This window comes from Mycobacterium talmoniae (assembly GCF_001854525.1).
Classification (GTDB): domain Bacteria; phylum Actinomycetota; class Actinomycetes; order Mycobacteriales; family Mycobacteriaceae; genus Mycobacterium; species Mycobacterium talmoniae.
In genome coordinates this window covers 1-23,068 of record NZ_MLQM01000076.1, presented here as the reverse complement: position 1 = coordinate 23,068, position 23,068 = coordinate 1, and the positions used below count along the sequence as shown (strand labels likewise).

The 23,068-nt window shown below is 70.0% G+C and carries 26 protein-coding genes and 1 pseudogene; 12 read left to right on the top strand and 15 right to left on the bottom strand.

The genetic code is table 11. The annotated features are described in order from the left end of the window. Positions 1-413: 413 nt before the first annotated feature. The gene (locus BKN37_RS14850; protein ID WP_071027136.1) at positions 414-1,277 is read right to left on the bottom strand and encodes an LLM class F420-dependent oxidoreductase; all 864 of its coding nucleotides are present in this window, start codon (positions 1,275-1,277) and stop codon (positions 414-416) included. Positions 1,278-1,396: 119 nt separating this feature from the next. Here BKN37_RS14850 and BKN37_RS14845 point away from each other — a divergent pair, with 119 nt between their 5' ends. Together BKN37_RS14845 and BKN37_RS14840 are read left to right on the top strand one after the other, a co-directional pair. Continuing rightward, positions 1,397-1,612, top strand: coding sequence for a biotin/lipoyl-binding carrier protein (locus BKN37_RS14845; RefSeq protein ID WP_071027145.1), 216 nt, complete (start codon positions 1,397-1,399; stop codon positions 1,610-1,612). 12 nt (positions 1,613-1,624) lie between these two features. Further along, positions 1,625-3,100 carry a sensor histidine kinase gene (locus tag BKN37_RS14840; protein WP_071027134.1) on the top strand — a complete coding sequence of 492 codons (1,476 nt, stop codon included), beginning with the start codon at positions 1,625-1,627 and terminating at the stop codon, positions 3,098-3,100. Between the two features lie 62 nt (positions 3,101-3,162). On the opposite strand, the gene whiB1 is transcribed toward BKN37_RS14840, so the two are convergent. Further along, positions 3,163-3,417, bottom strand: coding sequence for a transcriptional regulator WhiB1 (gene whiB1 / locus BKN37_RS14835; protein ID WP_071027132.1), 255 nt, complete (start codon positions 3,415-3,417; stop codon positions 3,163-3,165). Positions 3,418-3,694: 277 nt separating this feature from the next. Further along, on the bottom strand, positions 3,695-4,681 hold the full coding sequence (locus BKN37_RS14830; RefSeq protein WP_071027131.1) for a diacylglycerol/lipid kinase family protein: 987 nt from the start codon (positions 4,679-4,681) through the stop codon (positions 3,695-3,697). A 58-nt stretch (positions 4,682-4,739) separates the two neighbouring features. Between BKN37_RS14830 and BKN37_RS14825 the strand changes: the two are divergent. Continuing rightward, positions 4,740-5,169: pseudogene (locus tag BKN37_RS14825) on the top strand (hypothetical protein). On the opposite strand, the gene BKN37_RS14820 reads toward BKN37_RS14825, so the two are convergent. Genes BKN37_RS14820 through BKN37_RS14810 form a run of 3 tightly spaced genes read right to left on the bottom strand, consistent with a single transcriptional unit; the run spans position 5,127 to position 7,290 of the window. Beyond that, positions 5,127-5,549, bottom strand: coding sequence for a GNAT family N-acetyltransferase (locus BKN37_RS14820; protein WP_083341806.1), 423 nt, complete (start codon positions 5,547-5,549; stop codon positions 5,127-5,129). The pseudogene BKN37_RS14825 and the gene BKN37_RS14820 sit on opposite strands and share 43 nt — an antisense overlap. Positions 5,550-5,593: 44 nt before the next feature. Next, positions 5,594-6,691 carry an isochorismate synthase gene (locus BKN37_RS14815; protein ID WP_071027125.1) on the bottom strand — a complete coding sequence of 366 codons (1,098 nt, stop codon included), beginning with the start codon at positions 6,689-6,691 and terminating at the stop codon, positions 5,594-5,596. After that, entirely contained in the window at positions 6,688-7,290 is a 603-nt protein-coding gene (locus BKN37_RS14810) for an acid phosphatase (protein ID WP_071027123.1), read from the bottom strand. Before BKN37_RS14810 ends, BKN37_RS14815 begins: the two co-directional genes overlap by 4 nt. A gap of 171 nt (positions 7,291-7,461) precedes the next feature. On the opposite strand from BKN37_RS14810, the gene BKN37_RS14805 reads away from it, so the two are divergent. After that, positions 7,462-8,262 carry a ParA family protein gene (locus tag BKN37_RS14805; RefSeq protein WP_095407101.1) on the top strand — a complete coding sequence of 267 codons (801 nt, stop codon included), beginning with the start codon at positions 7,462-7,464 and terminating at the stop codon, positions 8,260-8,262. A gap of 119 nt (positions 8,263-8,381) precedes the next feature. Here BKN37_RS14805 and BKN37_RS14800 read toward each other — a convergent pair whose 3' ends face one another. After that, complete coding sequence (locus BKN37_RS14800) at positions 8,382-9,596, bottom strand: Rv3212 family protein (protein WP_071027121.1); 1,215 nt, start codon at positions 9,594-9,596, stop codon at positions 8,382-8,384. A 26-nt stretch (positions 9,597-9,622) separates the two neighbouring features. After that, positions 9,623-11,110: a DEAD/DEAH box helicase gene (locus BKN37_RS14795; protein WP_071027119.1), complete on the bottom strand. Its 1,488-nt coding sequence runs from the start codon at positions 11,108-11,110 to the stop codon at positions 9,623-9,625. Between the two features lie 349 nt (positions 11,111-11,459). Here BKN37_RS14795 and BKN37_RS14790 point away from each other — a divergent pair, with 349 nt between their 5' ends. After that, entirely contained in the window at positions 11,460-12,146 is a 687-nt protein-coding gene (locus BKN37_RS14790; RefSeq protein ID WP_071027117.1) for a ferritin-like fold-containing protein, read from the top strand. Between the two features lie 20 nt (positions 12,147-12,166). On the opposite strand, the gene BKN37_RS14785 is transcribed toward BKN37_RS14790, so the two are convergent. Together BKN37_RS14785 and BKN37_RS14780 are read right to left on the bottom strand one after the other, a co-directional pair. Then, positions 12,167-13,267 carry a hypothetical protein gene (locus BKN37_RS14785; RefSeq protein ID WP_131823612.1) on the bottom strand — a complete coding sequence of 367 codons (1,101 nt, stop codon included), beginning with the start codon at positions 13,265-13,267 and terminating at the stop codon, positions 12,167-12,169. 529 nt (positions 13,268-13,796) lie between these two features. Further along, positions 13,797-14,477: an MmpS family transport accessory protein gene (locus BKN37_RS14780; protein WP_071027114.1), complete on the bottom strand. Its 681-nt coding sequence runs from the start codon at positions 14,475-14,477 to the stop codon at positions 13,797-13,799. 180 nt (positions 14,478-14,657) lie between these two features. Here BKN37_RS14780 and BKN37_RS29920 point away from each other — a divergent pair, with 180 nt between their 5' ends. Next, entirely contained in the window at positions 14,658-14,906 is a 249-nt protein-coding gene (locus tag BKN37_RS29920) for a DUF3107 domain-containing protein (protein ID WP_071027112.1), read from the top strand. A 29-nt stretch (positions 14,907-14,935) separates the two neighbouring features. Here BKN37_RS29920 and fasR read toward each other — a convergent pair whose 3' ends face one another. Beyond that, positions 14,936-15,595 carry an HTH-type transcriptional activator FasR gene (fasR, locus tag BKN37_RS14770; protein ID WP_071027142.1) on the bottom strand — a complete coding sequence of 220 codons (660 nt, stop codon included), beginning with the start codon at positions 15,593-15,595 and terminating at the stop codon, positions 14,936-14,938. Between the two features lie 162 nt (positions 15,596-15,757). On the opposite strand from fasR, the gene BKN37_RS14765 reads away from it, so the two are divergent. From BKN37_RS14765 to BKN37_RS14755, 3 genes are all read left to right on the top strand, one after another. After that, positions 15,758-16,783 carry a DUF3152 domain-containing protein gene (locus BKN37_RS14765; RefSeq protein WP_071027110.1) on the top strand — a complete coding sequence of 342 codons (1,026 nt, stop codon included), beginning with the start codon at positions 15,758-15,760 and terminating at the stop codon, positions 16,781-16,783. Positions 16,784-16,872: 89 nt separating this feature from the next. Beyond that, on the top strand, positions 16,873-18,051 hold the full coding sequence (gene moeZ, locus BKN37_RS14760; protein ID WP_071027108.1) for an adenylyltransferase/sulfurtransferase MoeZ: 1,179 nt from the start codon (positions 16,873-16,875) through the stop codon (positions 18,049-18,051). Positions 18,052-18,088: 37 nt separating this feature from the next. Continuing rightward, positions 18,089-18,943, top strand: a complete 855-nt coding sequence (locus BKN37_RS14755) for a TIGR02569 family protein (protein WP_071027106.1) — start codon at positions 18,089-18,091, stop codon at positions 18,941-18,943. 101 nt (positions 18,944-19,044) lie between these two features. Here BKN37_RS14755 and BKN37_RS14750 read toward each other — a convergent pair whose 3' ends face one another. Genes BKN37_RS14750 through BKN37_RS27810 form a run of 4 tightly spaced genes read right to left on the bottom strand, consistent with a single transcriptional unit; the run spans position 19,045 to position 20,757 of the window. After that, positions 19,045-19,341: an MGMT family protein gene (locus BKN37_RS14750; protein ID WP_071027104.1), complete on the bottom strand. Its 297-nt coding sequence runs from the start codon at positions 19,339-19,341 to the stop codon at positions 19,045-19,047. Continuing rightward, positions 19,329-20,126 carry an alpha/beta fold hydrolase gene (locus BKN37_RS14745; protein WP_071027103.1) on the bottom strand — a complete coding sequence of 266 codons (798 nt, stop codon included), beginning with the start codon at positions 20,124-20,126 and terminating at the stop codon, positions 19,329-19,331. Before BKN37_RS14745 ends, BKN37_RS14750 begins: the two co-directional genes overlap by 13 nt. A 48-nt stretch (positions 20,127-20,174) precedes the next feature. Continuing rightward, positions 20,175-20,390 carry a hypothetical protein gene (locus BKN37_RS14740; RefSeq protein WP_071027102.1) on the bottom strand — a complete coding sequence of 72 codons (216 nt, stop codon included), beginning with the start codon at positions 20,388-20,390 and terminating at the stop codon, positions 20,175-20,177. Then, a complete protein-coding gene (locus BKN37_RS27810) occupies positions 20,344-20,757 on the bottom strand; it encodes a MerR family transcriptional regulator (RefSeq protein ID WP_083341805.1) in 414 nt (137 codons plus the stop codon). Before BKN37_RS27810 ends, BKN37_RS14740 begins: the two co-directional genes overlap by 47 nt. Before the next feature lie 118 nt (positions 20,758-20,875). Between BKN37_RS27810 and BKN37_RS14735 the strand changes: the two genes are divergently transcribed. The 3 genes from BKN37_RS14735 to BKN37_RS14725 all read left to right on the top strand — a co-directional run. Next, on the top strand, positions 20,876-21,298 hold the full coding sequence (locus tag BKN37_RS14735; protein ID WP_278184950.1) for an Hsp20/alpha crystallin family protein: 423 nt from the start codon (positions 20,876-20,878) through the stop codon (positions 21,296-21,298). Positions 21,299-21,518: 220 nt separating this feature from the next. Beyond that, positions 21,519-21,833: a J domain-containing protein gene (locus BKN37_RS14730; RefSeq protein WP_071027100.1), complete on the top strand. Its 315-nt coding sequence runs from the start codon at positions 21,519-21,521 to the stop codon at positions 21,831-21,833. Between the two features lie 50 nt (positions 21,834-21,883). Beyond that, on the top strand, positions 21,884-23,068 hold a 1,185-nt coding region (locus BKN37_RS14725; protein WP_165618343.1), incomplete at its 3' end, for a UvrD-helicase domain-containing protein.

Sequence of the window (23,068 nt, the reverse complement as noted above, 5' to 3'; positions counted from 1 at the left end):
CATTGGCGACGTTGACGGCCGAGCTGGGGTCCGAGGCGGGCGGGGCCGGGGCGGGCACTGGATCGTCGGCTGGCACCGGCGACGCGCCGGCGACCGCGCCGCCGTATCCGATCACGCCACATACGGCCAGGGCCAACCCGGCGCCGACGGCGGCACGGGCCAGGGATGCGCGCATCGTGGAAGTCTCAAACATGTTGGTAGACAAGGGAATGCTCCTCAACTCAGCTGAGGCACCCGACGTGTTTCAGGCACTCAAGTCACCCTGGTAACACTGGTATTCGTTAATCACAACTGAAACACGACACGGTCACAGAACGATTTCTATAGGTTCGCTTACTTCTCTTCGAATCCGCTTACCACCCGCCCGCGGAGCCGTCCGATGACCCTGACCTGGGCGGCGACCCGCCCGGGCGTTACACCACCGCGGGCGCCAACCGTCGCCACTGCTCCCGCGGGAACGCGTTCGGGTCGGCGGTCAGGATCTGCACGCAGACATGGTCCGCGCCCGCCTGCAGGTGCTCGTCGACCCGACGCTTGACTGCGTCCTCGTCACCCCACACGATGATGGCGTCGAGCAACCGGTCGCTCACCGCCGCGATCTCGTCGGGTGTGAAGCCGCTGCGTAACAAATTGTTGGCGTAGTTCGGCATCGCCAGATACGAACGCAGCCAATCGGTTCCGATCGCGCGCGCCTCGTCGCGGTCGGTCGTCAGGATCGCGGTCTGCTCGGGCAACAGCAGCGGCCCGGCCCCGAGCACCTCCCGGGCGCGGCGGGTGTGTTCGGGGGTGACCAGGTAGGGGTGGGCGCCGCGGGTGCGTTCGGCGGCGAGTTGCAGCATCTTGGGCCCCAACGCCGCCAAGGCCCGGCTTGCGGTCGGCACCGGCCGCGGCGCGGCGTCGAGCCCGTCGAGGAAGGTGGCCGTGGCCTGCAGCGGCTTGCGGTAGCGGCCCGGCTGCCGCGAGTCGATCAGCGGGGCATGGCTCACGCCGATCCCGAGGAAAAACCGGTCGCCGTGCGTGGCCGTCAGCGCCGCGAACGCCTCGGCGGTCTCCTCCGGGGTATGCATCCACAAGTTGAGGATTCCGGTCGCGACGGTCGCGGTGCGGGTCGACGCCAGCAGATGGCCCACGGCGTCGAAGACCGGCCCGCCGACGTCGGGGATCCACAGCGCCGAGTACCCGAGTTCCTCGAGTTCGGCCGCCGCCTCGGCCGCCTCGGCGGAATCGCCGTAGCGCAGCTGTGCACTCCAGATGCCCACACCAGAAAGATTCGTCATGGTGGCTACGCTGCCACAGCGGGCCACCGGGACACTCCCAGCTCACCGGTGCCGGGCCATTGTGGTTCGATGGAGCGGCAGAATTGCCAAACACCGGCTGGGTTATGAACGAGGTGAAGATGGCCGAGGATGTTCGCGCGGAGATCGTGGCTAGCGTGCTTGAAGTCGTGGTCCGCGAGGGCGATCAGATCGGCGAGGGTGACACCGTGGTGCTGCTGGAGTCGATGAAGATGGAAATCCCGGTTCTGGCCGAAGTTGCGGGCACGGTCACCAAAGTGAACGTCTCGGTGGGTGACGTCATCCAGGCCGGTGACCTTATCGCCGTGATCAGCTGACCATCTGCGCAGATGTCCACCCTCGGTGACCTGCTCGCCGAACACACGGTCTTGCCGGGCAACGCCGTGGACCACCTGCACGCCGTCGTCGGGGAGTGGCAGCTGCTGGCCGATCTGTCGTTCGCCGACTACCTGATGTGGGTGCGCCGCGACGACGGCGTCCTGGTGTGCGTGGCGCAATGCCGACCCAACACCGCGCCGACGATCCTGGACCGCGACGTCGTCGGCACCGTGGTCAACGCCGACAAGCTGCCGCTAGTGACCGCGGCATTCGAGTCAGGCAGCATCGGGCAGCAAAGCGACACCGGCGACCAGAACGTCGAAGCCGTCCCGGTGCGCTACGCCGACCGGGTGGTGGCGGTGTTGACCCATCAGACGGCGCTGGCCGCCGAACGCGCCTCCAGCCCGCTGGAGACCGCCTACCTGGACTGCGCGCGCGATCTCGTCCACATGCTGTCGGAGGGCACGTTTCCCGACGTCGGGGATCTGGCGATGTCGCGCTCGAGCCCCCGGGTGGGCGACGGCTTCATCCGCCTCGACGTCGAGGGGGTGGTGTCCTACGCCAGCCCCAACGCGCTGTCGGCGTACCACCGGATGGGGTTGACCGCCGAACTGGAGGGCCACGACCTGGTCGCGGTGACCTGGCCGTTGATCTCGGATCCGTTCGAAGCCCAGGAGCTGGCCGAGCACGTGCACGACTCGCTGGCCGGCGGGTCCAGCATGCGGCTGGAAGTCGAGGCCGGCGGTGCCGCGGTGCTGCTGCGGACACTGCCGCTGGTGGTGCACGGCGCCGCCGCGGGCGCCGCGGTGCTGGTCCGCGACGTCACCGAGGTCAAGCGCCGCGACCGCGCGCTGCTGTCCAAGGACGCCACCATCCGCGAAATCCACCATCGGGTGAAGAACAATCTGCAAACCGTGGCCGCGTTGCTGCGTCTGCAGGCCCGCCGCACCAGCAACGCCGAGGGCCGCGAGGCGCTGCTGGAGTCGGTGCGCCGGGTGTCGTCGATCGCGCTGGTCCACGACGCGTTGTCGATGTCGGTGGACGAGGAGGTCAACCTCGACGAGGTGATCGACCGGATTTTGCCGATCATGAACGACGTCGCCACGGTGGACACCCCGATCCGGATCAATCGGAGCGGCGCGCTCGGCGTGCTGGACGCCGACCGCGCGACCGCGTTGATCATGGTGATCACCGAACTCGTCCAGAACGCCATCGAACACGCATTTGACCCGGCGGTTCCCCGGGGGTCGGTGACGATCTGCGCCGAACGCTCGGCGCGCTGGCTGGACGTGCTGGTCCGCGACGACGGCCGCGGGCTGCCCGAGGATTTCAACCTGGAGGCCTCCGACCGGCTGGGCCTGCAGATCGTGCGCACCCTGGTGTCGGCCGAACTGGACGGCACGCTGAGCACGCGGGAGGCACCCGGGGGCGGCACCGAGATGGTGCTGCGGGTTCCGATCGGCCGCCGAGTCCGGTTGGCGCAGTGAGGGCCTCACACAAAGCGACCCCGACATCGTCGGGGCCGCAATGCTTTTCGTCGAGCCGGAGGTTAGACTCCGGTGCGCGCCTTGGTCCGGGCGTTGCGCCGCTTGAGGGCACGGCGCTCGTCCTCGCCCATGCCACCCCACACGCCAGCGTCCTGGCCGGTTTCCAGCGCCCAGGCCAGGCATTCGGTGGTCACCGGGCACCGGTTGCAGACCAGTTTCGCGTCAGCGATCTGCGCGAGCGCCGGCCCACTGTTTCCTACCGGGAAAAACAGTTCCGGATCCTCGTCGCGACAAACCGCCCTGTGGCGCCAATCCATACCTGCTTACTCCTTTAACTGTGTGCGCTGCACGGCGCAGTGCTGGTGCGCAGCAACGCACGAGCATTTTTTCTTCGGCTGTTAGCGGGCGCAAAAAATCCTTACGGTTTGCATCCGATGTTTAGATCGTTTCACAGGCTGAACAGATGTCAATAGTGTCCGTTCGCACGTGGTCAATCTCACGTCGGGCGTGGTGGGGCGATCCGCTGCCGGATCCACCTTCCGTTTGTACTACACTCGGCGTGACCTGTGTCTCATTTTTCCCTGAGAAATTCGATTACCGCTGTTCAGCGGGGGTCGCCACCGGCGGCGCGACGACGTTGAGGGCGTCGGGTACCGACCGGAACGTCATCTCGGTGCGCAGCCCGAGGTAGTCACCGTCGATCTGGGTGGCGATCCCCGGCTCGTCCCCGGAACCGCTGTCGGTGACCCGCAGCCAGGTCACATCGTCGTCCCGAACCAGCTGTTTGGACTCGAACTTCGGGCGCTTGGCGAACATCTGCCGCACGATCCGCAGGGTGGGCACGGTCTTCAGCCCGTGGGTGGCGAACACCCCGAGGTTGGATTCGAACGCGCAGCCGGGATTGGTCCACACCGGCCGCTTGTTGGCGTAGGTCCACGGGCTGGAGTTGGACACGAACACGAAGTGCACCCCGGTGACCGGGTCGCGGTCGGGCAGCTGCAGCGTCAGGGTCGCCTCCCGCCGGATGCTGGCCAACACCGCGGGGATCGCGGCGCGAATGTAGCGGGCCGCGGTGACTTTGCGCCCCTTATGACGCTGCGCCTCGACCGCGGCGACCACGTCGGCGTCCACGCCCATCCCGGCGTTGAACACCGCCCAACGCTCGCCGCAGTCGATCAGGCCGACCCGGCGCCAGGTCGGCTGGTGCCGGTAGCCGTTGATCAGGTCGATCAGCAGGTTGGTGGCGTCCACCGGATCCGACGGGATGCCCAGCGAGCGGGCGAACACGTTGGCCGATCCGCCCGGCACCACCGCGACCGCCGGCAGCTGGCCTTGCGGCAGCGGGCCGGGCCGGCCCAGCAGGCCGTTGACCACCCCGTGCACGGTGCCGTCGCCGCCGTGCACGATGACCAGGTCGACGCCGTCCCGCCTGGCGGCATCGGCCAGCTCGATCGCGTGACCGCGGTGGTCGGTGTGCTCGACGGTCAGGTCAAGACGGCTCTGCAATGCGTGGGCCAGCAGGTCACGCCCCGCCGGGGTGGTGGAGGTGGCGGTGGGGTTCACGATCAGCACGGCACGCACGAAGCCCGAGTCTAAGCGGGCAATCTGAGCGTCGGGCTCGGGTGGCTACGCTGACCGGGTGACAGAATCCCCGGCGCCGGGCGCCGTGCGCGGCGCGGGCGCCCTCGTGGCCGCGGAAGGTGCGCTGGGCCTGGTGGTGGCGGCGGTGTTGGTGGTGCGCGGGCTGGCCGGGGCCGATCAGCGCGTCGTCGGCGGCGTCAGCCTCGCCGTCTGTTTCACCCTGGTCGGCGGCGGGGTGCTGGCCGCCGGCTGGGCCCTGCTGCGCGGTCGGCGCTGGGGTCGCGGCGTGGCGGTGTTCGCCAACGTGCTGCTGGTGCCGGTGGCCTGGTATGTGGCGGTCGGCTCGCATCGGTGGGGCTACGGCATCCCGATCGGCGTGCTGGTGCTGGCGGTGCTGGCGCTGCTGTTCAGCCCGGCCGCGCTGCGCTGGGTCGCCGATCGCTGATCAGCGCGCCAGCGCGATGAGGTCCGCGCCGGAGACCCGGTAGGTGGTCCAGCCGTGCTGCGGTTTGCCGCCGGCCGCGTCGTACAGCGCGATCGCGTCGGAGTTCCAGTCCAACACCGCCCAGGACAGCCGGGTGTAGCCGTGGGCGACACATTCGGCGGCCAGCGCGGCCAGCATGGCGCGGCCCAACCCGCGGCGGCGGAAGCGGGGGCGCACATACAAATCCTCCAGGTACACCCCGGCGACGCCGTCCCAGGTGGAGAAGTTGCGGAACCACAGGGCGATGGCCGCGATTTCGTCGCCCACCTCGGCGACGTGTCCGTGCACCGTCACCGGATCGCCGAAAAGCGCGGCGTGGATCTGCTTTTCGGTGACGGTGCACTGATCGGCGGCATGCTCGAAATCGGCCAGCTCGTGGATCATCGCGGTGATGTCGGCGACGTCGGCCGGTTCGGCGCGGCGGATGGTCACTGGTCAACTCCCAACGCGTTCAGAATCGTCGCGAATTTCGTTGTGGTCTCGTCGACTTCGTCGTCGGGATCGGATCCGGCGACAATGCCGCCGCCGGAATGCGCCAGCGCGGTGCGCCGATCGGCGGACAGCTGCGCGCAGCGGATCGCCACCACCCAGCGGCCGTCCCCGTGCCGGTCACACCACCCGACCGCACCGGCGTAGAACCCGCGATCGCCTTCCAGCGCGCCGATGAGCTGCACGGCGGCGTCGGTCGGCACCCCACCGACCGCCGGGGTGGGATGCAGCGCCAACGCCAAATCCAGTGCGGTGGTGGCGGTGTCGCGAAGACGGCCGGTGATCGGGGTGCTCAGATGCCACAGGGCGGCGGTGTGGCTCAGCTGCGGCGTTGCGGCGATCCGCAGGTCGGTGCACAGCGGTTGCAGGGCGTCGCGCATGGTGTCGATCACCAGCTGGTGCTCGTGCCGGTTCTTGCCGGAGGCCACCAGCGCGGCACCGTTGGCGCGGTCGATCTCGGGGTCGGCCGCGCGCGGCGCGGACCCGGCGAACGGCCGGCAGGTCACCGTCGCACCCTCGCGCGCCACCAGCAGCTCCGGGCTGGCACCCACCAGTGCCGCGCCGCAATAGGGTTCGCCGGCCGGGGTCAGATCCACCAGGTAGCCGTAGCCGCTGCGGTCGGCGGCGACCAGCCGGCTCACGACGCTGCGGGCGTCCAGCGGCGCATCGGCCACCAGCCGCAACGCCCGGGCCAGCACCACCTTGCTCAGGGTGGCCTGCGGTGCGCACAGCTGAGCCAAGGCGTGCCGGATCCGTTGCCGGTGCACCTCGGGGGCGGGCACGGTGGCGTCGACCCGGACCGCGGGCAGCGGAGCGGTGGGCCAGTCGGGCAGCGTGTCGGCGCGGCGCACCGCGTGCGGGGTCAGCAGGGCGGCGGCGGAGTGAACGTCAAACGGCAACGCGCCCACCACGATTGGCGCCTCGCCGGAGGCAAGCGCGGCTTGTGCGGCCGCGACCTCGGGGTAGCCGTTACGGACGCCGTCGGCGATCAGCGCCCCGGTCGGCCCGCACAACACGAACGGCGGCTCGCTGGTCACCGGCCGGTGAGCCCGAGCGCACTGAGCTGGCGCACCGCGTGCTCGAAGCCGCACACGGCGATCGATGCGGCGGCCATCCCGAACCGGGCGCCCTCGATCAGCGGCAGCTCCAGCCAGCGGGTGATCACCGCGCGGGAGAAGTGGCCGTGCCCGACGAACACCACGTCGCGGGCGGGCAGATACTGCAGCGCCAACGCCACGGCCGTGTCGGCGCGGTCACTGACCTGCGCGATGCTTTCCCCGCCGGGGCAGCCGTGCGTCCACACCAGCCAGTCGGGTTCGGTTTCGCGGATCTGCGCGGTGGTCAGCCCCTCATAGTCGCCGTAATCCCATTCGGCGAGCAGCTCGGAGACCTCGTCGACGGCCAGGCCGGCCAGCTCCGCGGTGGCCAGGGCGCGTCGGCGCGGGCTGCAGATCACCACCGGGTGGTCCAGCTCCAGCGGCCCCAGTGCCCGGCCGGCGGCCTGCGCCGCGCGCCGGCCGGCGGCGGTGAGCTCCAGGTCGGTGCGGCCGGTGTGCTGGCCCGATTTCGACCATTCGGTCTGACCGTGGCGCAGCAGCACCAGGCGGTGCTCGTCGCCGTGACGTTCTAGGCCCACGCACACCGATTGTGCCCGACGCGCCGCGTTCGGCGCGGGGCGGCCGGGCCGCGTGCCAGGATGGGCAGTTATGACCGCCGGTGCCGGGCTACCGCCCCGGTTGCCGGGGAGGGCCGCGGTGGGCACCGTCGGTGACGATGTAGGGCGAAGCGATGAGGAGGGGCGGCGCTTGTGACCGGATTCCGGATACTGGCAGTGGCCAACCAGAAGGGCGGGGTGGCCAAGACGACGACGGTGGCCTCGCTGGGGGCGGCGATGGCCGACCAGGGGCGGCGGGTGCTGCTGGTCGACCTGGACCCGCAGGGCTGTTTGACGTTCTCGCTGGGCCAGGATCCGGACAAACTGCCGGTGTCGGTGCATGAGGTGCTGCTCGGTGAGGTCGAGCCCAACGCGCCGCTGGTCAGCACCGCCGAGGGGATGACGCTGCTGCCGGCCAACATCGATCTGGCCGGGGCCGAGGCGATGCTGCTGATGCGGGCCGGCCGCGAGTACGCCCTCAAACGGGCGCTGGACAAGCTCGAGGACCGGTTCGACGTGGTGATCGTCGACTGCCCGCCGTCGTTGGGGGTGCTCACGTTGAACGGCTTGACCGCCGCCGACGAGGTCATCGTCCCGCTGCAGTGCGAGACGCTGGCGCATCGCGGGGTGGGGCAGTTCCTGCGCACCGTCGCCGATGTTCAGCAGATCACCAACGCCAACCTGCGGTTGCTGGGTGCGCTGCCGACGCTGTACGACTCGCGGACCACCCACAGCCGCGACGTGTTGCTCGACGTGGCCGACCGCTACGACCTGCCGGTGCTGGCCCCGCCCATCCCGCGCACGGTGCGGTTCGCCGAGGCCAGCGCGTCGGGATCCTCGGTGCTGGCCGGGCGCAAGAACAAGGGCGCCCAGGCCTACCGGGAGTTGGCGGCGGCGCTGCTCAAACACTGGAAATCCGGCAAGTCGCTGCCGACGTTCGCCCCGGAGGTGTAGCGGGTTCGCCGCTCGCTTGGGCCGCTTGGGCCGCGAGTGGGAATTTGGCGACGTGGTCGTGGCGTGTCGCGTCGTCAGATTCCCACTCGGCGCGAACCGGCCGGCGCGAACCGGGCGGCTTAGCCGAGGGCCACCACGGTGTCGCCGCGCTGCTCGATCAGCGTGGACCCGGCCGCCGCCGGGATCACCGCCGCCGTCGACGGCGGTCGGTTCACCGGGATGGACCGGTCAAGGTCGCCGGTGGCCGGGTCATAGACCCCCACCCCTCCGGCGACCGGGATCAGCAACCGGCCCGCCATGATCGTCGCCGGCCCCTGCGGGACCGCCGAGCCGGCCGGGTGCACGGTGTAGCGGTAGGACAGATTCCCGGCGTCGAACATCAGCACCGCATCCCCGGTCCACCAGGTCACCAGATCCCCGGCCGTCGACGTCGTCGCCGACGCGGCCGGCGGCTTGTCCAACAGCGTGCTGGCGACCGTGGCGCCGTCGCTGTCCACCACCTCGACCCGCGGTTTCGGCGACGGCAGATACACCGCGGTGCGGGTGTCGGAGACGGCCAGCACCCGGGCGCCGGAGTCGGCGGCGATCCCCGGCTGCGGCACATACCGCGCCTCCGGCTCGTCGTCCTCCTTACCCGGGCGCAGCAGGGTCAGCCGCAGGTCGGCCTGACCGGGGCAGGCTTCCAGCACCGAAACCGCCGAGGACCCGGCCGCCGCCGACAGCAGGGCGCAGCCGGCGCCCAGCCCCTTCACCGACGGTTTCACCGGCGCGTCGATCTCGCCGTAGGACAGCATCCGGACCAGATCCGAACGCCACAGCTCCAGACGGGTCCGCCCGGCCGACAACACCGTCGTGCCGTTGGAGGAGACGGTGACGTGCTTATCCGCGTAGCTGGTGCGGGCGGGGCCGCGGCGACCGGTGCTCGCGTCGATGCCGCTGACCTGACCGCAGCCCCGGCGGTCCGGGTAGACCGCGAGGACGTAGTGATACACGTAGGACACCGCGCACAGGTCGGCGTCGCGGGCGTAGCTCCACCGCGACGCGCCGGTGGCCAGATCGCGTCCATCGACCCGATGCCCGAGGCCAGTGATCACCGTGCCGGCCACCACGATCGGGCGGCTGGTCGCCGGGCTGGCCGCACTCCACAGCAGCTTCAGCGTCGCCGGCACCTCGCGGGCCGCCGTCGGCTCGGCCGCCGGAGCGGTCGCGGGTCGGCTTTCGGTGGCCCGGGCGTCGCTGGTCCACCAGATCAGGGCGGCGGCCACCGCGACGACGACGGCGATCGCGACGGCGGCCGCGATATCTACCTTGGTGCGGCGCTCGGGTTTGACCATCGAGTGGCCCTCAAAACAGACCGGGTTTAGTTGGTGCTCGCCGCACCGGCGGTGGCCGCTTTGCGAGGGCGACGCCGCCGCCGGCGTCCGCCGTTTCCGGCCTCGCCGGTCGACGCGGGTGCGGTGTCGGAGTTGGTCGCCTCGCCATTGCCGGCGGGTCCGCTGACGGGCTTGCCGGCGCGGGTGCGTCGCCGCGTCCGGGTGCCGTTGCGCTGCCGGGGTTTTTGGCCGTCGCGTTCGGGGCGCTTGCCCGACGCCTTGCGCGGCGTCCCGACGGTGCCGGTGGCCTCGGTGGGGATGTCCAGCTCGGTGTACAGATGCGGGGAGCTGGAGTAGGTCTCGGCCGGATCCGGGCACCCCAGGTCCAGCGCCTTGTCGATCATGGTCCAGCGGGCCAGCTCGTCCCAGTCCACCAGGGTGACCGCGATGCCGGTGCGCCCGGCGCGGCCGGTGCGCCCGATGCGGTGCACGTAGGTCTTCTCGTCGTCGGGGCACTGGTAGTTGATGACGTGGGTGACGTCCTCGATGTCGATACCGCGGGCGGCCACGTCGGTGGCGACCAGCACGTCGATGTCACCGGCGCGGAACCCGTTCAGCGCCTTTTCGCGGGCGATCTGGCCCAGGTCGCCGTGCACCGCGCCGACCTTGAAGCCGCGTTCGCTGAGCTCGTCGGCGACCTTCTGGGCGGTGCGCTTGGTGCGGGTGAAGATCATGGTGGCGCCGCGGCCGCGGGCCTGCAGCACCCGGGACAGCAGTTCCACCTTGTCCAGCGCGTGCGCGCGGTAGACGAACTGCTCGGTGGTGTCGTGGGTGGCGGACTGGTGCGGCGACTCGGCGCGGATGTGGGTGGGCTGGTTCATGAAGGTCCGGGCCAGCGTGATGATCGGGTCGGGCATGGTGGCCGAGAACAGCATCGACTGCCGGGTGTCCGGGATCTGCGCCAAGATCCGCTCGATATCGGGCAAGAAGCCCAGGTCGAGCATCTCGTCGGCCTCGTCGAGCACCAGCACCGACAGGCCGCCCAGCTGCAGATGACCCTGCTGGGCCAGGTCGAGCAGCCGGCCCGGGGTGCCCACCACCACGTCGGCGCCGGCTTGCAGCGCCTCGATCTGCGGTTCGTAGGGCCGCCCGCCGTAGATGGAGACCACCGACAGCGGCCGCTCGGTGCCGTCGGAGGTGGCGGTCAGGTGGCGCGCGGCGGCGGACAGGTCGCCGAACACCTGCAGACACAGTTCACGGGTGGGCACCACCACCAGGGCGCGCGGCGTGCCGGTCAGCGGCCGGGTGGTGTCGGTGCTGATGCGATGCAGCAACGGCACCCCGAACGCGAAGGTCTTGCCCATGCCGGTGCGGGCCTGGCCGATCAGGTCGTCGCCGGCCAGGGCCAGCGGCAGGGTGAGCTCCTGGATGGCGAACGGCTTCTCGATGCCGTCCTCGGCGAGGGCGCGCACGATTTCGTCGCGAACACCGAGGTGAGCAAAGCTGGTCGGGGCGGGGTGAAGAAGTGGGGTCATGCGCGGCAATGTGCCTTTCAGTGTCAGTCTCGTCGCGGTTCATTGAGGTTCAATGAGCTACCAGGCGCGCACGAGCTGACGGTCGAATACGTTGCCGACTGGCGGGCCCTGCGCTCATCTGGGCGGGGCCAACGGCGTGCACGCACATTTCTCGGATAGCGCCTTAGTTAGCGCTGTCCGCCGACCATGATACTTGGTCGGCCGCCGGACCCCGCCCTCACCGCGGTTTCGGGGTGGTGGTGAGGGTTGCCGGGCGCAGCGGGGTCGCCGCCGGCGCGCTTTCGCGGGGATCGCCAGCGCGGCGTTGCCGGGCGCAGCGGGTCGCCGCCGGCGCGCTTAAAGTGTTGCCATGAGTTCCCCGCCGCCGGCTGACCAGGTGACCAATCCGCCTTCGTCGCGGTTGTCCGCGGATCATCCCGGGATCACCGAGCTGTTCGCGCTGTTGGCCTACGGCGAGGTGGCCGCGTTCTACCGGCTGACCGAGGAAGCGCGGATGGCGCCCGACCTGCGCGGTCGCATCTCGATGGCCGCCATGGCGGCCGCCGAGATGGGGCACTACGAGCTGCTGCGCGACGCCCTGGAACAACGCGGGGTCGACGTGGTGGCGGCGATGTCGAAGTATGCGCCGGCGCTGGACGACTACCACCGGCTGACCACGCCGAGCACCTGGCTGGAAGCCCTGGTGAAGACCTACGTCGGTGACGCGCTGGCCGCCGACTTCTACCTGGAGATCGCCGACGGGCTGCCCGACGAAGCCGCCGACGTGGTGCGCGCGGTGCTCTCGGAGACCGGGCACTCCCAGTTCGTCGTCGCCGAGGTGCGCGCGGCCACCGCCAAGCAGCGCAGCCGGCTGGCGCTGTGGTCGCGCCGACTGCTCGGCGAAGCCATCACCCAGGCCCAGTACGTGCTGGCCGACCACGACGAACTCGTCGACCTGGTGATGTCCGGGCCGGAGGGACTCAACCAGCTGCCCGGGTTCTTCGACCGGCTGCAGCACACCCACGACGAGCGGATGCACGAACTCGGGCTGGCGTAGCCGGGTCCTGGGGCGCTGGCTTAGAAGATGTTCAGCAGCGCCGACGCGATCTCGCCTGGGATGGCGGCGAGATCGGCGAGCCCGCCGAACTGCGAAAGATCCAGCGCGCCACCGAGATCGAACGCGTTCAGGAATGCGCTGAAGTCCATCGGGATCGCGTCGGCCGTCTGACCGCCGAGCAGATCGGCGGCGAGTCCGGCCAGCGTCGGGCTCACCGTCGTCGTCGCGAGCGCATCGGCGAGGGTGTCGCGAATTTGCAGCAGGAGCGCGATGGTGCCGCCGGGGTCACTGAGCAGGCCGGTGGCCGACCCGATGTCCGGGGCGCTAATCCCGTTGAGCAGTGCGCCGGTCAGCGTGGCGGGGGCATTGAGGATGTCGCTGAACGCGGTGAGGAAGTCCCCGCTGCCGAGCGCCTGGGCGATCGAATCGCCGATCTCGCCCGGTGCTATCACGAAGGTGCCGAACAGCGGTTGGAGCAGACCGATGCCAGCGAGAAGCAACTGGTTGCCGAAGGTATGCACCAGGTTCGCGAAGTGGTCCACCATCGGGTCAATGACGTTGGTGTAGATGGTGTTGATGGGCCCGATCAACTGGAGTGCCGTGAGCAGGAACCACTGCCACATAGCGAGCAATCCCTTGGAGATGTCGCCCGAGCCGAAGTCGGTAAACGCCGTCTGCAACGCCGCGGGCAGCTTGGAGAGTTGGTCGGCTACGCCGGTGACCAGCGTTTGGCCCGCCCCGGCGATGACCTGCGCATAGCCGATCTGGTTGGTGATGAACTGCTCCAGGATCGGTGCGGGATCGGCGAGGAAGGTCTCCCCGAGCTTCGACAGGTTGGTTCCGGCCGCGGTGAGGACATCGATCCAGGTGGTGATGGGGTTGACGAAGGCGTCGGGAGCGGCATTGCCGGTCAACGCATCGCCGAGTAACGGCAGGCTGAGGCTGGGCAGGCTGAGGCTTTGCAGCCCGCCGCCGAAGACCCCGCCCATCGCCTGGCTCGCGTCCTGCTCGAGGGTGCCCAGCACGTCGCCGATGGCGCCGAGACCGGTGTCCGCGGCGAGTTGTATCTGGGGCATTTGAACGTGGGGGAGAGGCATCGTCACCGGGGTGACGACGATCATGCTGGCGCCCGCGAGGGCAACGCCGGCGGTGACGTAGGGGCGAAGTGCGAGTTGCATGGCCAGCTCCTAGCTTCCTCAACTGTGTTTCTCGTCACACCAATCGGTAAGCTACCTGAGCGTAAGCTGAGGAAACAATAGATTTTGGCAAATTAGTCCAAGTTTCTGGATGTGGTCCGTGGGCCAGCTTCGATGCGGCTAGCAATTTGATCTTGAAAATGGCGATCTGGGCTGTCTTGAGGCGTCGAGATGATGCCGAGTCTGCGCTGAGGGCACCGAGTCTGCGCTGAGGGCATCGAGCCTGCGGTGAGGCCGGGTTTTCCACGGAAATTGCGTCCCAGGCGCAGTCTCGGCGCCCTGGACGCAGGGTCGGTGCCCTGGACGCAGTCTCGATGCCGCCACTGCAGCGTCGGCGCCCTGACTTCAGCCTCGGCGCGAAAAGCCCGGCGGAAAGCCCTCCGGCGCGAAAAGCCGACGCGAAAGGCCCTCCGGCGCGAAAGCCTCGACGCGAACGGCTAACGCCACAAACGAACTACCGGGTGCAGGTCGCGATCATCGAGTTGTTGGCCGACACGGCGATCGGCTGCCCGGTGGCGTTGACGATCGAGCAGTTGAGCTGCCCGAACAGGCTGGTCGCGGTCACCGACTCCACACCGACGCCGGGCTCCAGCACCACCGACTTGGTCCACGGCAGCGACACGTTGACGTCGGTGTGCGGCAGGCCCTGGCCGTCGGTGTAGACCACCGAGACCAGATCGAGCAGCTGTTTGGTGCCGGTCACCTGGTAGACCACGGTGCGCGGGTTCACCGGCGCGGGAGCAGGCGCAGCGGCTTGCGGCACCGGGGCAGGCGCCGGCGGCTCGGCGGGCTCCGCAGACGGCGACGGCGCAGCGCTGGGCGTCACCGTGGTCACCGTTTCCGGGGACAGCGAATCGCCGGGCGGTGCCGAGGGGGTCGGCGGCGACGTGGCGACCACCGTGCGGGTCGGCGGCGGCCCGACGACGGTCGCCTGCGTCCCGCGGTTATCGCCGTGGAGGATCACCGCGGTGCCCACGACCGCGGCCAGAAACACGCCACCGGCGATCACGGCCACCGGGCGCCAGCGGTGATCCACCGGCGCGTCATAGTCGTCCTCGCGGTAGTCGTCGTAGAGCGCGTCGTCGTCCAGGTCGTCGGGATAGTCGACGTACTCGTAGGTCTTCAGGTCGCTCACGACGCCGACGGTATGGGCGCTAACGCCGCTGGCCAGGGCGGCGCGCGGGCCCGTTACGGCATCGTTGTGGCTCCGTTATCGCACCGGTTATCGCGCACGGCGAACGGCTGGTGCGCACCGCGGGTCGCCGCGTCTACTAGCCTTCTTGCTTGGGACGCCTACCAAACGAAAGGGGCCGGCGTGGAGGTCAAGATCGGTGTCACGGACAGTCCGCGCGAACTGGTGTTCACCAGCGCGCAGACACCCGACGAGGTGGAGGAGCTGGTCACCGCCGCGCTGGGCAAGGGCGCCGAGGGTACCGCCGTGCTGAGCCTCACCGACGAGAAGGGCCGCCGGTTCCTGGTGCAGACCAGCAAGATCGCCTACGTGGAGATCGGCGTGGCCGACAGCCGCAAGGTGGGCTTCGGGATCGGCTCGGCCACCGCGTAAGCGGGGCCGGGCTACTACCGGCCGGGCTGCTACCGGTTCAGCGGCACGTGGGACAGTCCGCCCCAGGCGAAGTGCACGGTGCCGTCGACGGCGTCCTCTTTGGAGATGGGGCGGTCGGTGTCCAGCCAGTACCGGGCGCAGTCGACGCTGATCCCCACCAGCCCCACCGCGATCATCCGCGCGCGGTGCGGGTCCAGGCCGGAGTCGTGGCTGATCAGGTCGAACACCGCGTCGATGCAGGATTCGGTGGCCACCCGCACCTGGGCGGCCACCTGCGGCTCGCTGACGTAGTCGTTCTCGAAGATCAGCCGGTAGCCCTGGCTGTCGTGCTCGATGAAATCGAAGAACGCCTGGACCGCGGCCCGCAGCCGCTGCCGGTTATCGGTGGTGGTGCGCAGCGCCTGCCGCACCCCCGACACCAGGTTGTCCACATGCCGCTGCAGCACCGCCAGGTAGAGCTCCAGCTTGGATGAGAAGTGCTGGTAGAGAACCGGTTTGCTGACACCGGCGCGGTCGGCGATCTCATCCATGCCGGCCGCGTGGTAGCCGCGGTCGACGAATACCTCACTGGCGGCGATCAATAGCTGCCCGCGGCGTTCATCGCGCGGCATCCGGTTGCCCCGGCGGCCGGAGTTGCGGGTGGCCGTCTTGGCGCCGGTGCGTTCGGCCGTATTGGCCAGTTCGCTCATCGAGTCCTCAATCTGCATTAATGCTCGCCAGCTGGCGCTGTGCGCGAGCGGCTCGTCGCAACGACATTACTACCCATTGCCGTCGCTGCCGTCTCCCCGACAGGGCACCGGTAACGGCGCGCCAAGAATCCCAGCTAGGGACGGTTGTGCGATCCTGGATCGGTGACCTACGACCCGGCGCGCCGCGGCGGCGGTCAAGTGCCGGTGCTTCGCGACGAGTGGCGAGAGCCGCTGCGGGCCCAACGTGACCCCCTGGCCGGGGGGCCGGGCCGGATGCGTTCGAACCGGGACACCCGCCGCCAATGGCGCAAACAGACCTGGTTGGGCCGATTTGTGTCCACCTACGGCTGGCGTGCCTACGCGCTGCCGGTGCTGATGGCGGTCACCGTGGTGGTGATCTACCAGACCGTGACCGGGACCAGTGCGCCCGCGCCCGCGGTGGAGGAGCCGGTCCAGGGCCCGCCGACCATCGGCTCGTCGGGCACCGAGATCATCGGCGCGCCGCCGCGCGGGTTGACCGAGTTCGACGCCAACCTGCCCACCGGGCTGTTGCCCGACGGCGGGCCGTTCACCGAGGCGGGGGCCAAGATCTGGCATGTGGTGCCCGGCGTCACCGGCAAGATCGGGGAGGGCACCGCGAAGTCGTTCACCTACACCGTCGAGGTCGAGGACGGGATCGACACCACGGCGTTCGGCGGCGACGATGCGTTCGCGCGGATGGTCGATCAGACCCTGGCCAACCCGAAGAGCTGGACTCACAATCCGCAGTTCGCCTTCACCCGGATCGACGTGGGTGAACCCGACTTCCGGGTCTCGCTGACCTCCCCGCTGACGGTGCGGGAGGGCTGCGGCTACGACATCCCGCTGGAGGCCTCCTGCTACAACCCGGTGTACGGCCCCGATAAGCAGCCGCGGGTGTTCATCAACGAGGCGCGCTGGGTGCGCGGCGCGATCCCCTTCCAAGGCGACGTCGGCTCCTACCGGCAGTACCTGATCAACCATGAGGTCGGCCACGCCATCGGCTACACCCAGCACGAGCCGTGCGAGAAGCAGGGCGGCCTGGCCCCGGTGATGATGCAGCAGACCTTTTCCACCTCCGACGACGACGACGCGAAATTCGATCCCGAGTCGGTCAAACCGGACGGCAAGACCTGCCGGTTCAACCCGTGGCCGTACCCGATCGCCTAGCCGGTCGCGGGGAAGCTTCGACGGCCGTTTGCTGTTGACCTGGCCAACTGCTGAGATGGATATCGTGGATAGGCGTGAGGAGAGATTCGGTGTCGACGTCGTTGCCACCGCTGGTTGAGCCAGCAGCCGAGCTGACCCGCGAGGAGGTCGCGCGCTACAGCCGGCACCTGATCATCCCCGACGTGGGGGTCGACGGGCAGAAGCGACTGAAAAACGCGCGGGTGCTGTTCGTCGGCGCGGGCGGACTCGGGGCGCCGGCGCTGCTGTACCTGGCCGCCGCCGGGGTGGGCACCATCGGCATCGTCGAGGACGACGTCGTCGACGAGTCCAACCTGCAGCGCCAGATCATCCACGGCGTCTCCGACGTCGGCCGGCCCAAGGCGCAGTCCGCCCGCGACTCGATCGCCGAAATCAACCCGCTGGTGTCGGTGCGGCTGCACGAGGTGCGGTTGAACTCGGACAACGCGGTCAACCTGTTCAGCCAGTACGACCTGATCCTGGACGGCACCGACAACTTCGCCACCCGCTATCTGGTCAACGACGCCGCGGCGCTGGCGCACAAGCCGTACGTGTGGGGCTCGATCTACCGCTTCGAAGGCCAAGTCTCGGTGTTCTGGGAGGACGCCCCCGACGGGCGTGGCCTCAACTACCGCGACCTGTATCCGGAGCCGCCGCCCCCGGGCATGGTGCCCTCCTGTGCCGAGGGCGGTGTGCTGGGCATCCTGTGCGCGTCGATCGCGTCGGTGATGGGCACCGAGGCGATCAAGCTGCTCACCGGGATCGGGGAGCCGCTGCTGGGCCGGTTGATGGTCTACGACGCGTTGGAGATGAGCTACCGCACCATCAAGATCCGCAAGGATCCGGCCACGCCGAGGATCACCGAACTGATCGACTACGACGACTTCTGCGGGGTGGTGTCCGAGGAGGCCGCCGACGCCGCCGCCGGATCGACCATCACGCCCCGCGAACTGCGCGACCTGCTGGACTCGGGCAGCAAGGTGGCCCTGATCGATGTGCGTGAGCCGGTGGAGTGGGACATCAACCACATCGAGGGCGCCGAGCTGATCCCGCAGTCGTCGATCAATTCCGGTGAGGGTCTGGCCAAGCTGCCCCAAGACCGGATGCCGGTGCTGTACTGCAAGACCGGGGTCCGGTCGGCCGAGGCGCTGGCCGCGCTGAAGAAGGCCGGCTTCTCCGACGCGGTTCATCTGCAGGGCGGAATCGTTGCTTGGGCCAAGCAGATGCAGCCCGACATGGTGATGTACTAACGCCAGTAACCTGCCCTTTCCCCGTTAGGCTAAGGGGGTGACTGTCGAGCGGCCGCCCGAGCATGTATTAGCGGCGTTCGGCTTGAGCGGGGTGCGGCCGGTCCCGTTGGGCGCCAGTTGGGAAGGCGGCTGGCGCTGCGGGGAGATGGTGCTGTCGTTGGTGGCCGACCACGCCCGCGCCGCCTGGTCGGCCAAGGTCCGCGAAACGCTGTTCGTCGACGGGGTGCGGCTGGCGCGGCCGGTGCGCTCCACCGACGGTCGCTATGTGGTGTCGGGCTGGCGGGCCGACACGTTTGTCGCCGGCAACCCGGAACCCCGCCACGATGAGGTGGTGTCGGCCGCGATTCGGCTGCATGAGGCCACCAGCAAGCTCGAGCGCCCCCGGTTTCTCACCCAGGCGCCGGCCGCGCCGTGGGCCGACGTCGACGTCTTCATCGCCGCCGACCGCGCCGCCTGGGAGGAGCGGCCCTTCCAGTCGCTGCCGCCGGGCGCCCGGGTGGCCCCCGGCTCGGCGGACGGGCAGCGGTCGGTGGACCTGATCAAACAGCTGGCCCGGCTGCGCAAACAAACCAAGAGCCCCAACCAGCTGGTGCACGGCGACCTCTACGGCACCGTGCTCTTCGCCGGTGCCGCCGCACCCGGGGTCACCGACATCACCCCGTACTGGCGCCCGGCGTCCTGGGCCGCCGGGGTGGTCGTCGTCGACGCGCTGTCGTGGGGGGACGCCGACGACGGCCTCATCGAGCGGTGGGACGCGCTGCCGGAGTGGCCGCAGATGCTGTTGCGGGCGTTAATGTTTCGACTCGCGGTGCACGCGCTGCACCCGCGCTCGACGGCCGAGGCGTTCCCGGGCCTGGCCCGCACCGCCGCACTAGTGCGGTTGGTGCTCTGAGCCGGAACGCCGCGCCTCGCGCCCTCGCGCCGAACGTGCATCCAGGGCGAGATTTCGGCCGATTTTTCGCCCTGAGTGCACGCTCGGCGCGGGCGCACCGGTCAAAACTGGTGGCGCACCTGCCGTAACGGAACCCGGCCGTCGACGGCCAACACCCCTTCGGCGCGCAGCAGCTCCAATTGCCGGGTCCTTAGGTGGCGCGCCGGCCGCCCGGACGCGGTGATCACCCGGTGCCAGGGCAGATCCGAGGAGTCGGTCGCCATGATCCAGCCGACAATCCGGGGGCTGGAAAGCCCTGCGGCCGCGGCGATATCCCCGTAGGTCGCGACCCGGCCGGCGGGGATGGCCGCCACCAGCGCGCGCACCTGTTCGACCTGCTGATCGGTTACCCGCGCCATGACCCCACCGGCAGCCGATCGCGGATGAGCGCCGCCACCTCGGCGGGCCTGGCCTGGGCCACCATGTGGTCGCAGTCGATATCCACCAGTTGAAAATCCGGGCCCAACTGCCGCAACGCCGAGATGAGCTGCGGCCCAACGTAGGGCGGCGAGGTCCGGGTCGCCCGCACCACGGTGGTGGCCGTGCCGGGGGGCGGCACCACCACCTCGCGAGCCAGCTCGCTCCAGTAGGACATGATGGCCGGCAGGCTGATCCGCCAGCCGTAGCGGCCGCCCGGCCAGGTGACCAGGTGCTCGTCCAGTTCGGCGTCCAGCACGGCCGGGTCGACGTCGGCCCACGCACCGGTCGCCTTCTCGGCGCGGGCCTCGGCGGCATCGGGGTAGTCGGGCGAGGCCAGCATCGCGTCGGCGATCTCGCGCATCCACACCCCGTCCAGGCCGATGGCCGGGTCGAGCAGCACCAGGGCGGCCACCAGATCCGGTCGGGCGGCGGCCAGGTGCAGCGCGACCGCGCCGCCGAACGAATGGCCGACCACCAGCACCGGTGCGTCGGCGGCGGCGTCCAGCAGCGCGGCCAGCGCCGCCACGTTGGCGTCGATGGTCCACGGCGCCGCCCAGGACGACCGGCCGTGGCCGAGCAGGTCGGGTGCGGCCACGGCCAGATCGGGCAGGTGGTCGGCGGCCAGCCGCTGCCAGCGCTGGCCGTGCCCGGTCAACCCGTGGATGGCCAGCAGCCGCGCCGGTCCGGGTGGGCCGTAGCGGTGCACGTGAAGATCATCGGTCACCCGGGAAATGCTGCCAGCCGCCGACGCCGGCCGACCGCGCTGGGGCGGTTACTGCGGGAAATACCCGTCGTCGTCGGGAATCGGCACCACGACGGCCTGGTCAACCAGATCGGCTTCGTTGGCGTCTCGGTCACGGCCCGCGCCGGTCAGGTAGTCGGTGTCCAGGCCGGTGTCGTCGTCGAGGTCGACGGTTCGGCGCTGTTCGACGGCGTCGCCCTCAGGGATTTCGTCGATCAGCACGCTGTACTCGGCGTTGTGTCCCATCTGAGCCCTTCCTTCCTTTCCTCGGCGTGGTGGTGTGGGCAGGCGGCCGCTGATCGGCCTTCAATCTGGCGTTGTCGGACCGCAGCTGCGTGTTGTGTGCCTCCAACTCGGTGTTGCGGATTTCCAGGTCCAGGATCTGGCCGATGCCGGCCAGGTTCACGCCCTGTCCGACAAGTTCGCTGATCCGCTTGAGACGCTCCAGGTCGTCGTCGCTGTAGCGGCGGGTGCCGCCATCGGTGCGGGCCGGGTTCAGCAATCCCCACCGTTCGTAGAGCCGCAACGTCTGGGGCCCGATCCCGGACAGCTCGGAGGCCACCGAGATGCCGTATACCCCACGCGCGGACCGCGATGTCGCGTCGTCCGTCACACCGCTGCTCCCATCGACACAAAAACTTGCGACAACTACTTGCACAAAGATACCACGAGTGGTAATAAAAACCTGTATCAGCAGACATAGATTATCGGATGTGCCAGGGAGGTGAAATATGATGCTGATGCGTACAGACCCGTTCCGTGACCTGGATCGTTTGACCCAAGCGGTGCTGGGCACCCCGGCGCGGCCGGCCGTGATGCCGATGGACGCGTGGCGGGAGAAGGATCAGTTCATCGTCGAGTTCGATCTGCCCGGGGTGAAGGCCGACTCGCTGGACCTGGACGTCGAGCGCAACGTGTTGACCGTCCGTGCCGAACGCCCCGACCTCGACCCGGAACAGGAGACGGTGTCGGCCGAGCGCCCACGTGGCATCTTCAGCCGGCAGTTGTTCCTCGGCGAGAACCTCGACACCGACAAGATCGACGCCAGCTACCACGACGGCGTGTTGCGGCTGACCATTCCGGTGGCGGAGAAAGCCAAGCCGCGCCGGATCGCGATCAGCCACGACGGCGAACAACAGTCGATCAGCGCCTGAGGCGCCGGTAGCCCGGTCACATCCACGCGGTGACCCCGTGCCGTCCCCACCTACTGCGACAGATTGAGGCGCGACCGACGCCGGATCCGGCGGAACGCGCACCGCCACTTGTCGTGGCTTGCTCGCGGGGACCGCACGGCGGTCATCGCCCAGGGTGGGCGCGCCGACAAGCCCGGCACGCGCGCCCACCCCCTCCTTGAGCGCGACACCAGAGTGTGCCATGAGTGACCCGTATGCGGTGCTGGGCGTGGCGCGGACCGCAACCCAGGAGGAGATCACCCACGCGTATCGCCGCCAGCTGCGCACCCATCATCCCGATACCCGCTGCGGCAGCGTGGATTCGGCCGCCGACGAGGGGCTGCGCCAGATCCTCGCCGCCTATGCGTTGTTGCGTGACCCGCGCCGGCGCGCCGAGTATGAACGTGCCACCGCCACGGACGCGGCACCGGTCCGGGTGACGGTCACCCGCGTTGCCCCCGGCCAGGACGGTCCGCCGCTGCGGGCCGGTCCGGTCCGCTGGCACCCGAGCCGCTAAGGCGGCGCCGCTGGGGCGGACTTGTCGGACCCCAGTGGTGTCATGCCGGTATGACCGAACGCTGGAACCCCGAGGCGCGCGCCGCCCTCGATCCGGCGCGGCGCGGCCGGCTGCGGGTGCTGGGTGGCCCCGGGACCGGCAAGACCAGCCTGCTGGTCGACGCCGCGGCCGCCCACATCGGCGCCGGCGCCGACCCGGAGTCGATCCTGCTGCTGACCCCCGACCGGCTCGGCGTGGCCGCCCGCAGCGCGATGACGACCGCGTTGTTGCGGGCACGCGGGGCCGGCCCCGCGGTGATCCGCGAACCGCTGCTGCGCACCGTGCACGGCTACGCGTTCGCGGTGCTGCGGTTGGCCGCCCAGCGCACCGGCGATCCGCCGCCGCGGCTGGTCACCGGCGCCGAACAGGACGGCATCATCCGCGAACTGCTCGCCGGTGACCTCGAGGACGGCGCCGACTGGCCGGAGTCACTGCTGCCCGCGCTGGGCACCGACGGGTTCGCCACCGAACTGCGAAACCTGCTGGCGCGCTGCGCCGAACGCGGGGTCGAGCCGCGCGACCTGCAGCGGTTGGGGCGGCTGTCCGGGCGCCCGGAGTGGTCGGCCGCGGGCCGGTTCGCGCGGCAGTACGAGCAGGTGATGCTGCTGCGCGCGGCGGTCGGGACCGCCGCCCCGCAGGCCACGATGCCGGCGCTGGGGGCCGCCGAACTCGTCGGGGCCGCGCTGGAGGCCTTCGCGGTCGACCCGGAACTGTTGGCCGCCGAACGCGAGCGGGTCCGGATCCTGTTGGTCGACGACGCTCAGCACCTGGACCCGCAGGCCGCCCAGCTGGTGCGGGTGTTGGCCGCCGGTGCCGACGTGACGCTGCTCGCCGGCGATCCCACCCAGGCGGTGTTCGGGTTCCGGGGCGCGGACCCGGATGCGCTGCTGGGCGGCGACGACCCGGCGGTGACGTTGACGGTCTCGCGGCGCTGCGCGCCCGCGGTGGCCCGCGCGATCACCGGTGTCGCGCGCCGGCTGCCGGGCGGCACCGGGCCCGAGCTGGGCAGCGCGGTCACCGAGCCCGGCGCGGTGCGGGTGCAGCTGGCCGCCTCCGGGCACGCCGAGGCGGCCCTGATCGCCGACACGCTGCGGCGGGCGCATCTGATCGACGGCGTGCCGTGGTCGCAGATGGCGGTGATCGTGCGGTCGGTGCCGCGGGCGGCGGCCCGGTTGCCGCGGGCGCTGGCCGCCGCC

What these genes read in the sequence shown, in the direction of transcription:
- whiB1 (WP_071027132.1), bottom strand. Translation starts at nt 3,417, where the DNA reads ATGGATTGGCGCCACAGGGCGGTTTGTCGCGACGAGGATCCGGAACTG.
- BKN37_RS14750 (WP_071027104.1), bottom strand. Translation starts at nt 19,341, where the DNA reads ATGGCGCGGGTAACCGATCAGCAGGTCGAACAGGTGCGCGCGCTGGTG.
- BKN37_RS14795 (WP_071027119.1), bottom strand. Translation starts at nt 11,110, where the DNA reads ATGACCCCACTTCTTCACCCCGCCCCGACCAGCTTTGCTCACCTCGGT.
- BKN37_RS14800 (WP_071027121.1), bottom strand. Translation starts at nt 9,596, where the DNA reads ATGGTCAAACCCGAGCGCCGCACCAAGGTAGATATCGCGGCCGCCGTC.
- BKN37_RS14740 (WP_071027102.1), bottom strand. Translation starts at nt 20,390, where the DNA reads ATGGGACACAACGCCGAGTACAGCGTGCTGATCGACGAAATCCCTGAG.
- BKN37_RS14840 (WP_071027134.1), top strand. Translation starts at nt 1,625, where the DNA reads ATGTCCACCCTCGGTGACCTGCTCGCCGAACACACGGTCTTGCCGGGC.
- BKN37_RS14735 (WP_278184950.1), top strand. Translation starts at nt 20,876, where the DNA reads ATGATGCTGATGCGTACAGACCCGTTCCGTGACCTGGATCGTTTGACC.
- BKN37_RS14845 (WP_071027145.1), top strand. Translation starts at nt 1,397, where the DNA reads ATGGCCGAGGATGTTCGCGCGGAGATCGTGGCTAGCGTGCTTGAAGTC.
- BKN37_RS14820 (WP_083341806.1), bottom strand. Translation starts at nt 5,549, where the DNA reads ATGATCCACGAGCTGGCCGATTTCGAGCATGCCGCCGATCAGTGCACC.
- fasR (WP_071027142.1), bottom strand. Translation starts at nt 15,595, where the DNA reads ATGAGCGAACTGGCCAATACGGCCGAACGCACCGGCGCCAAGACGGCC.
- BKN37_RS14790 (WP_071027117.1), top strand. Translation starts at nt 11,460, where the DNA reads ATGAGTTCCCCGCCGCCGGCTGACCAGGTGACCAATCCGCCTTCGTCG.
- BKN37_RS14850 (WP_071027136.1), bottom strand. Translation starts at nt 1,277, where the DNA reads ATGACGAATCTTTCTGGTGTGGGCATCTGGAGTGCACAGCTGCGCTAC.
- BKN37_RS14730 (WP_071027100.1), top strand. Translation starts at nt 21,519, where the DNA reads ATGAGTGACCCGTATGCGGTGCTGGGCGTGGCGCGGACCGCAACCCAG.
- BKN37_RS14785 (WP_131823612.1), bottom strand. Translation starts at nt 13,267, where the DNA reads ATGATCGTCGTCACCCCGGTGACGATGCCTCTCCCCCACGTTCAAATG.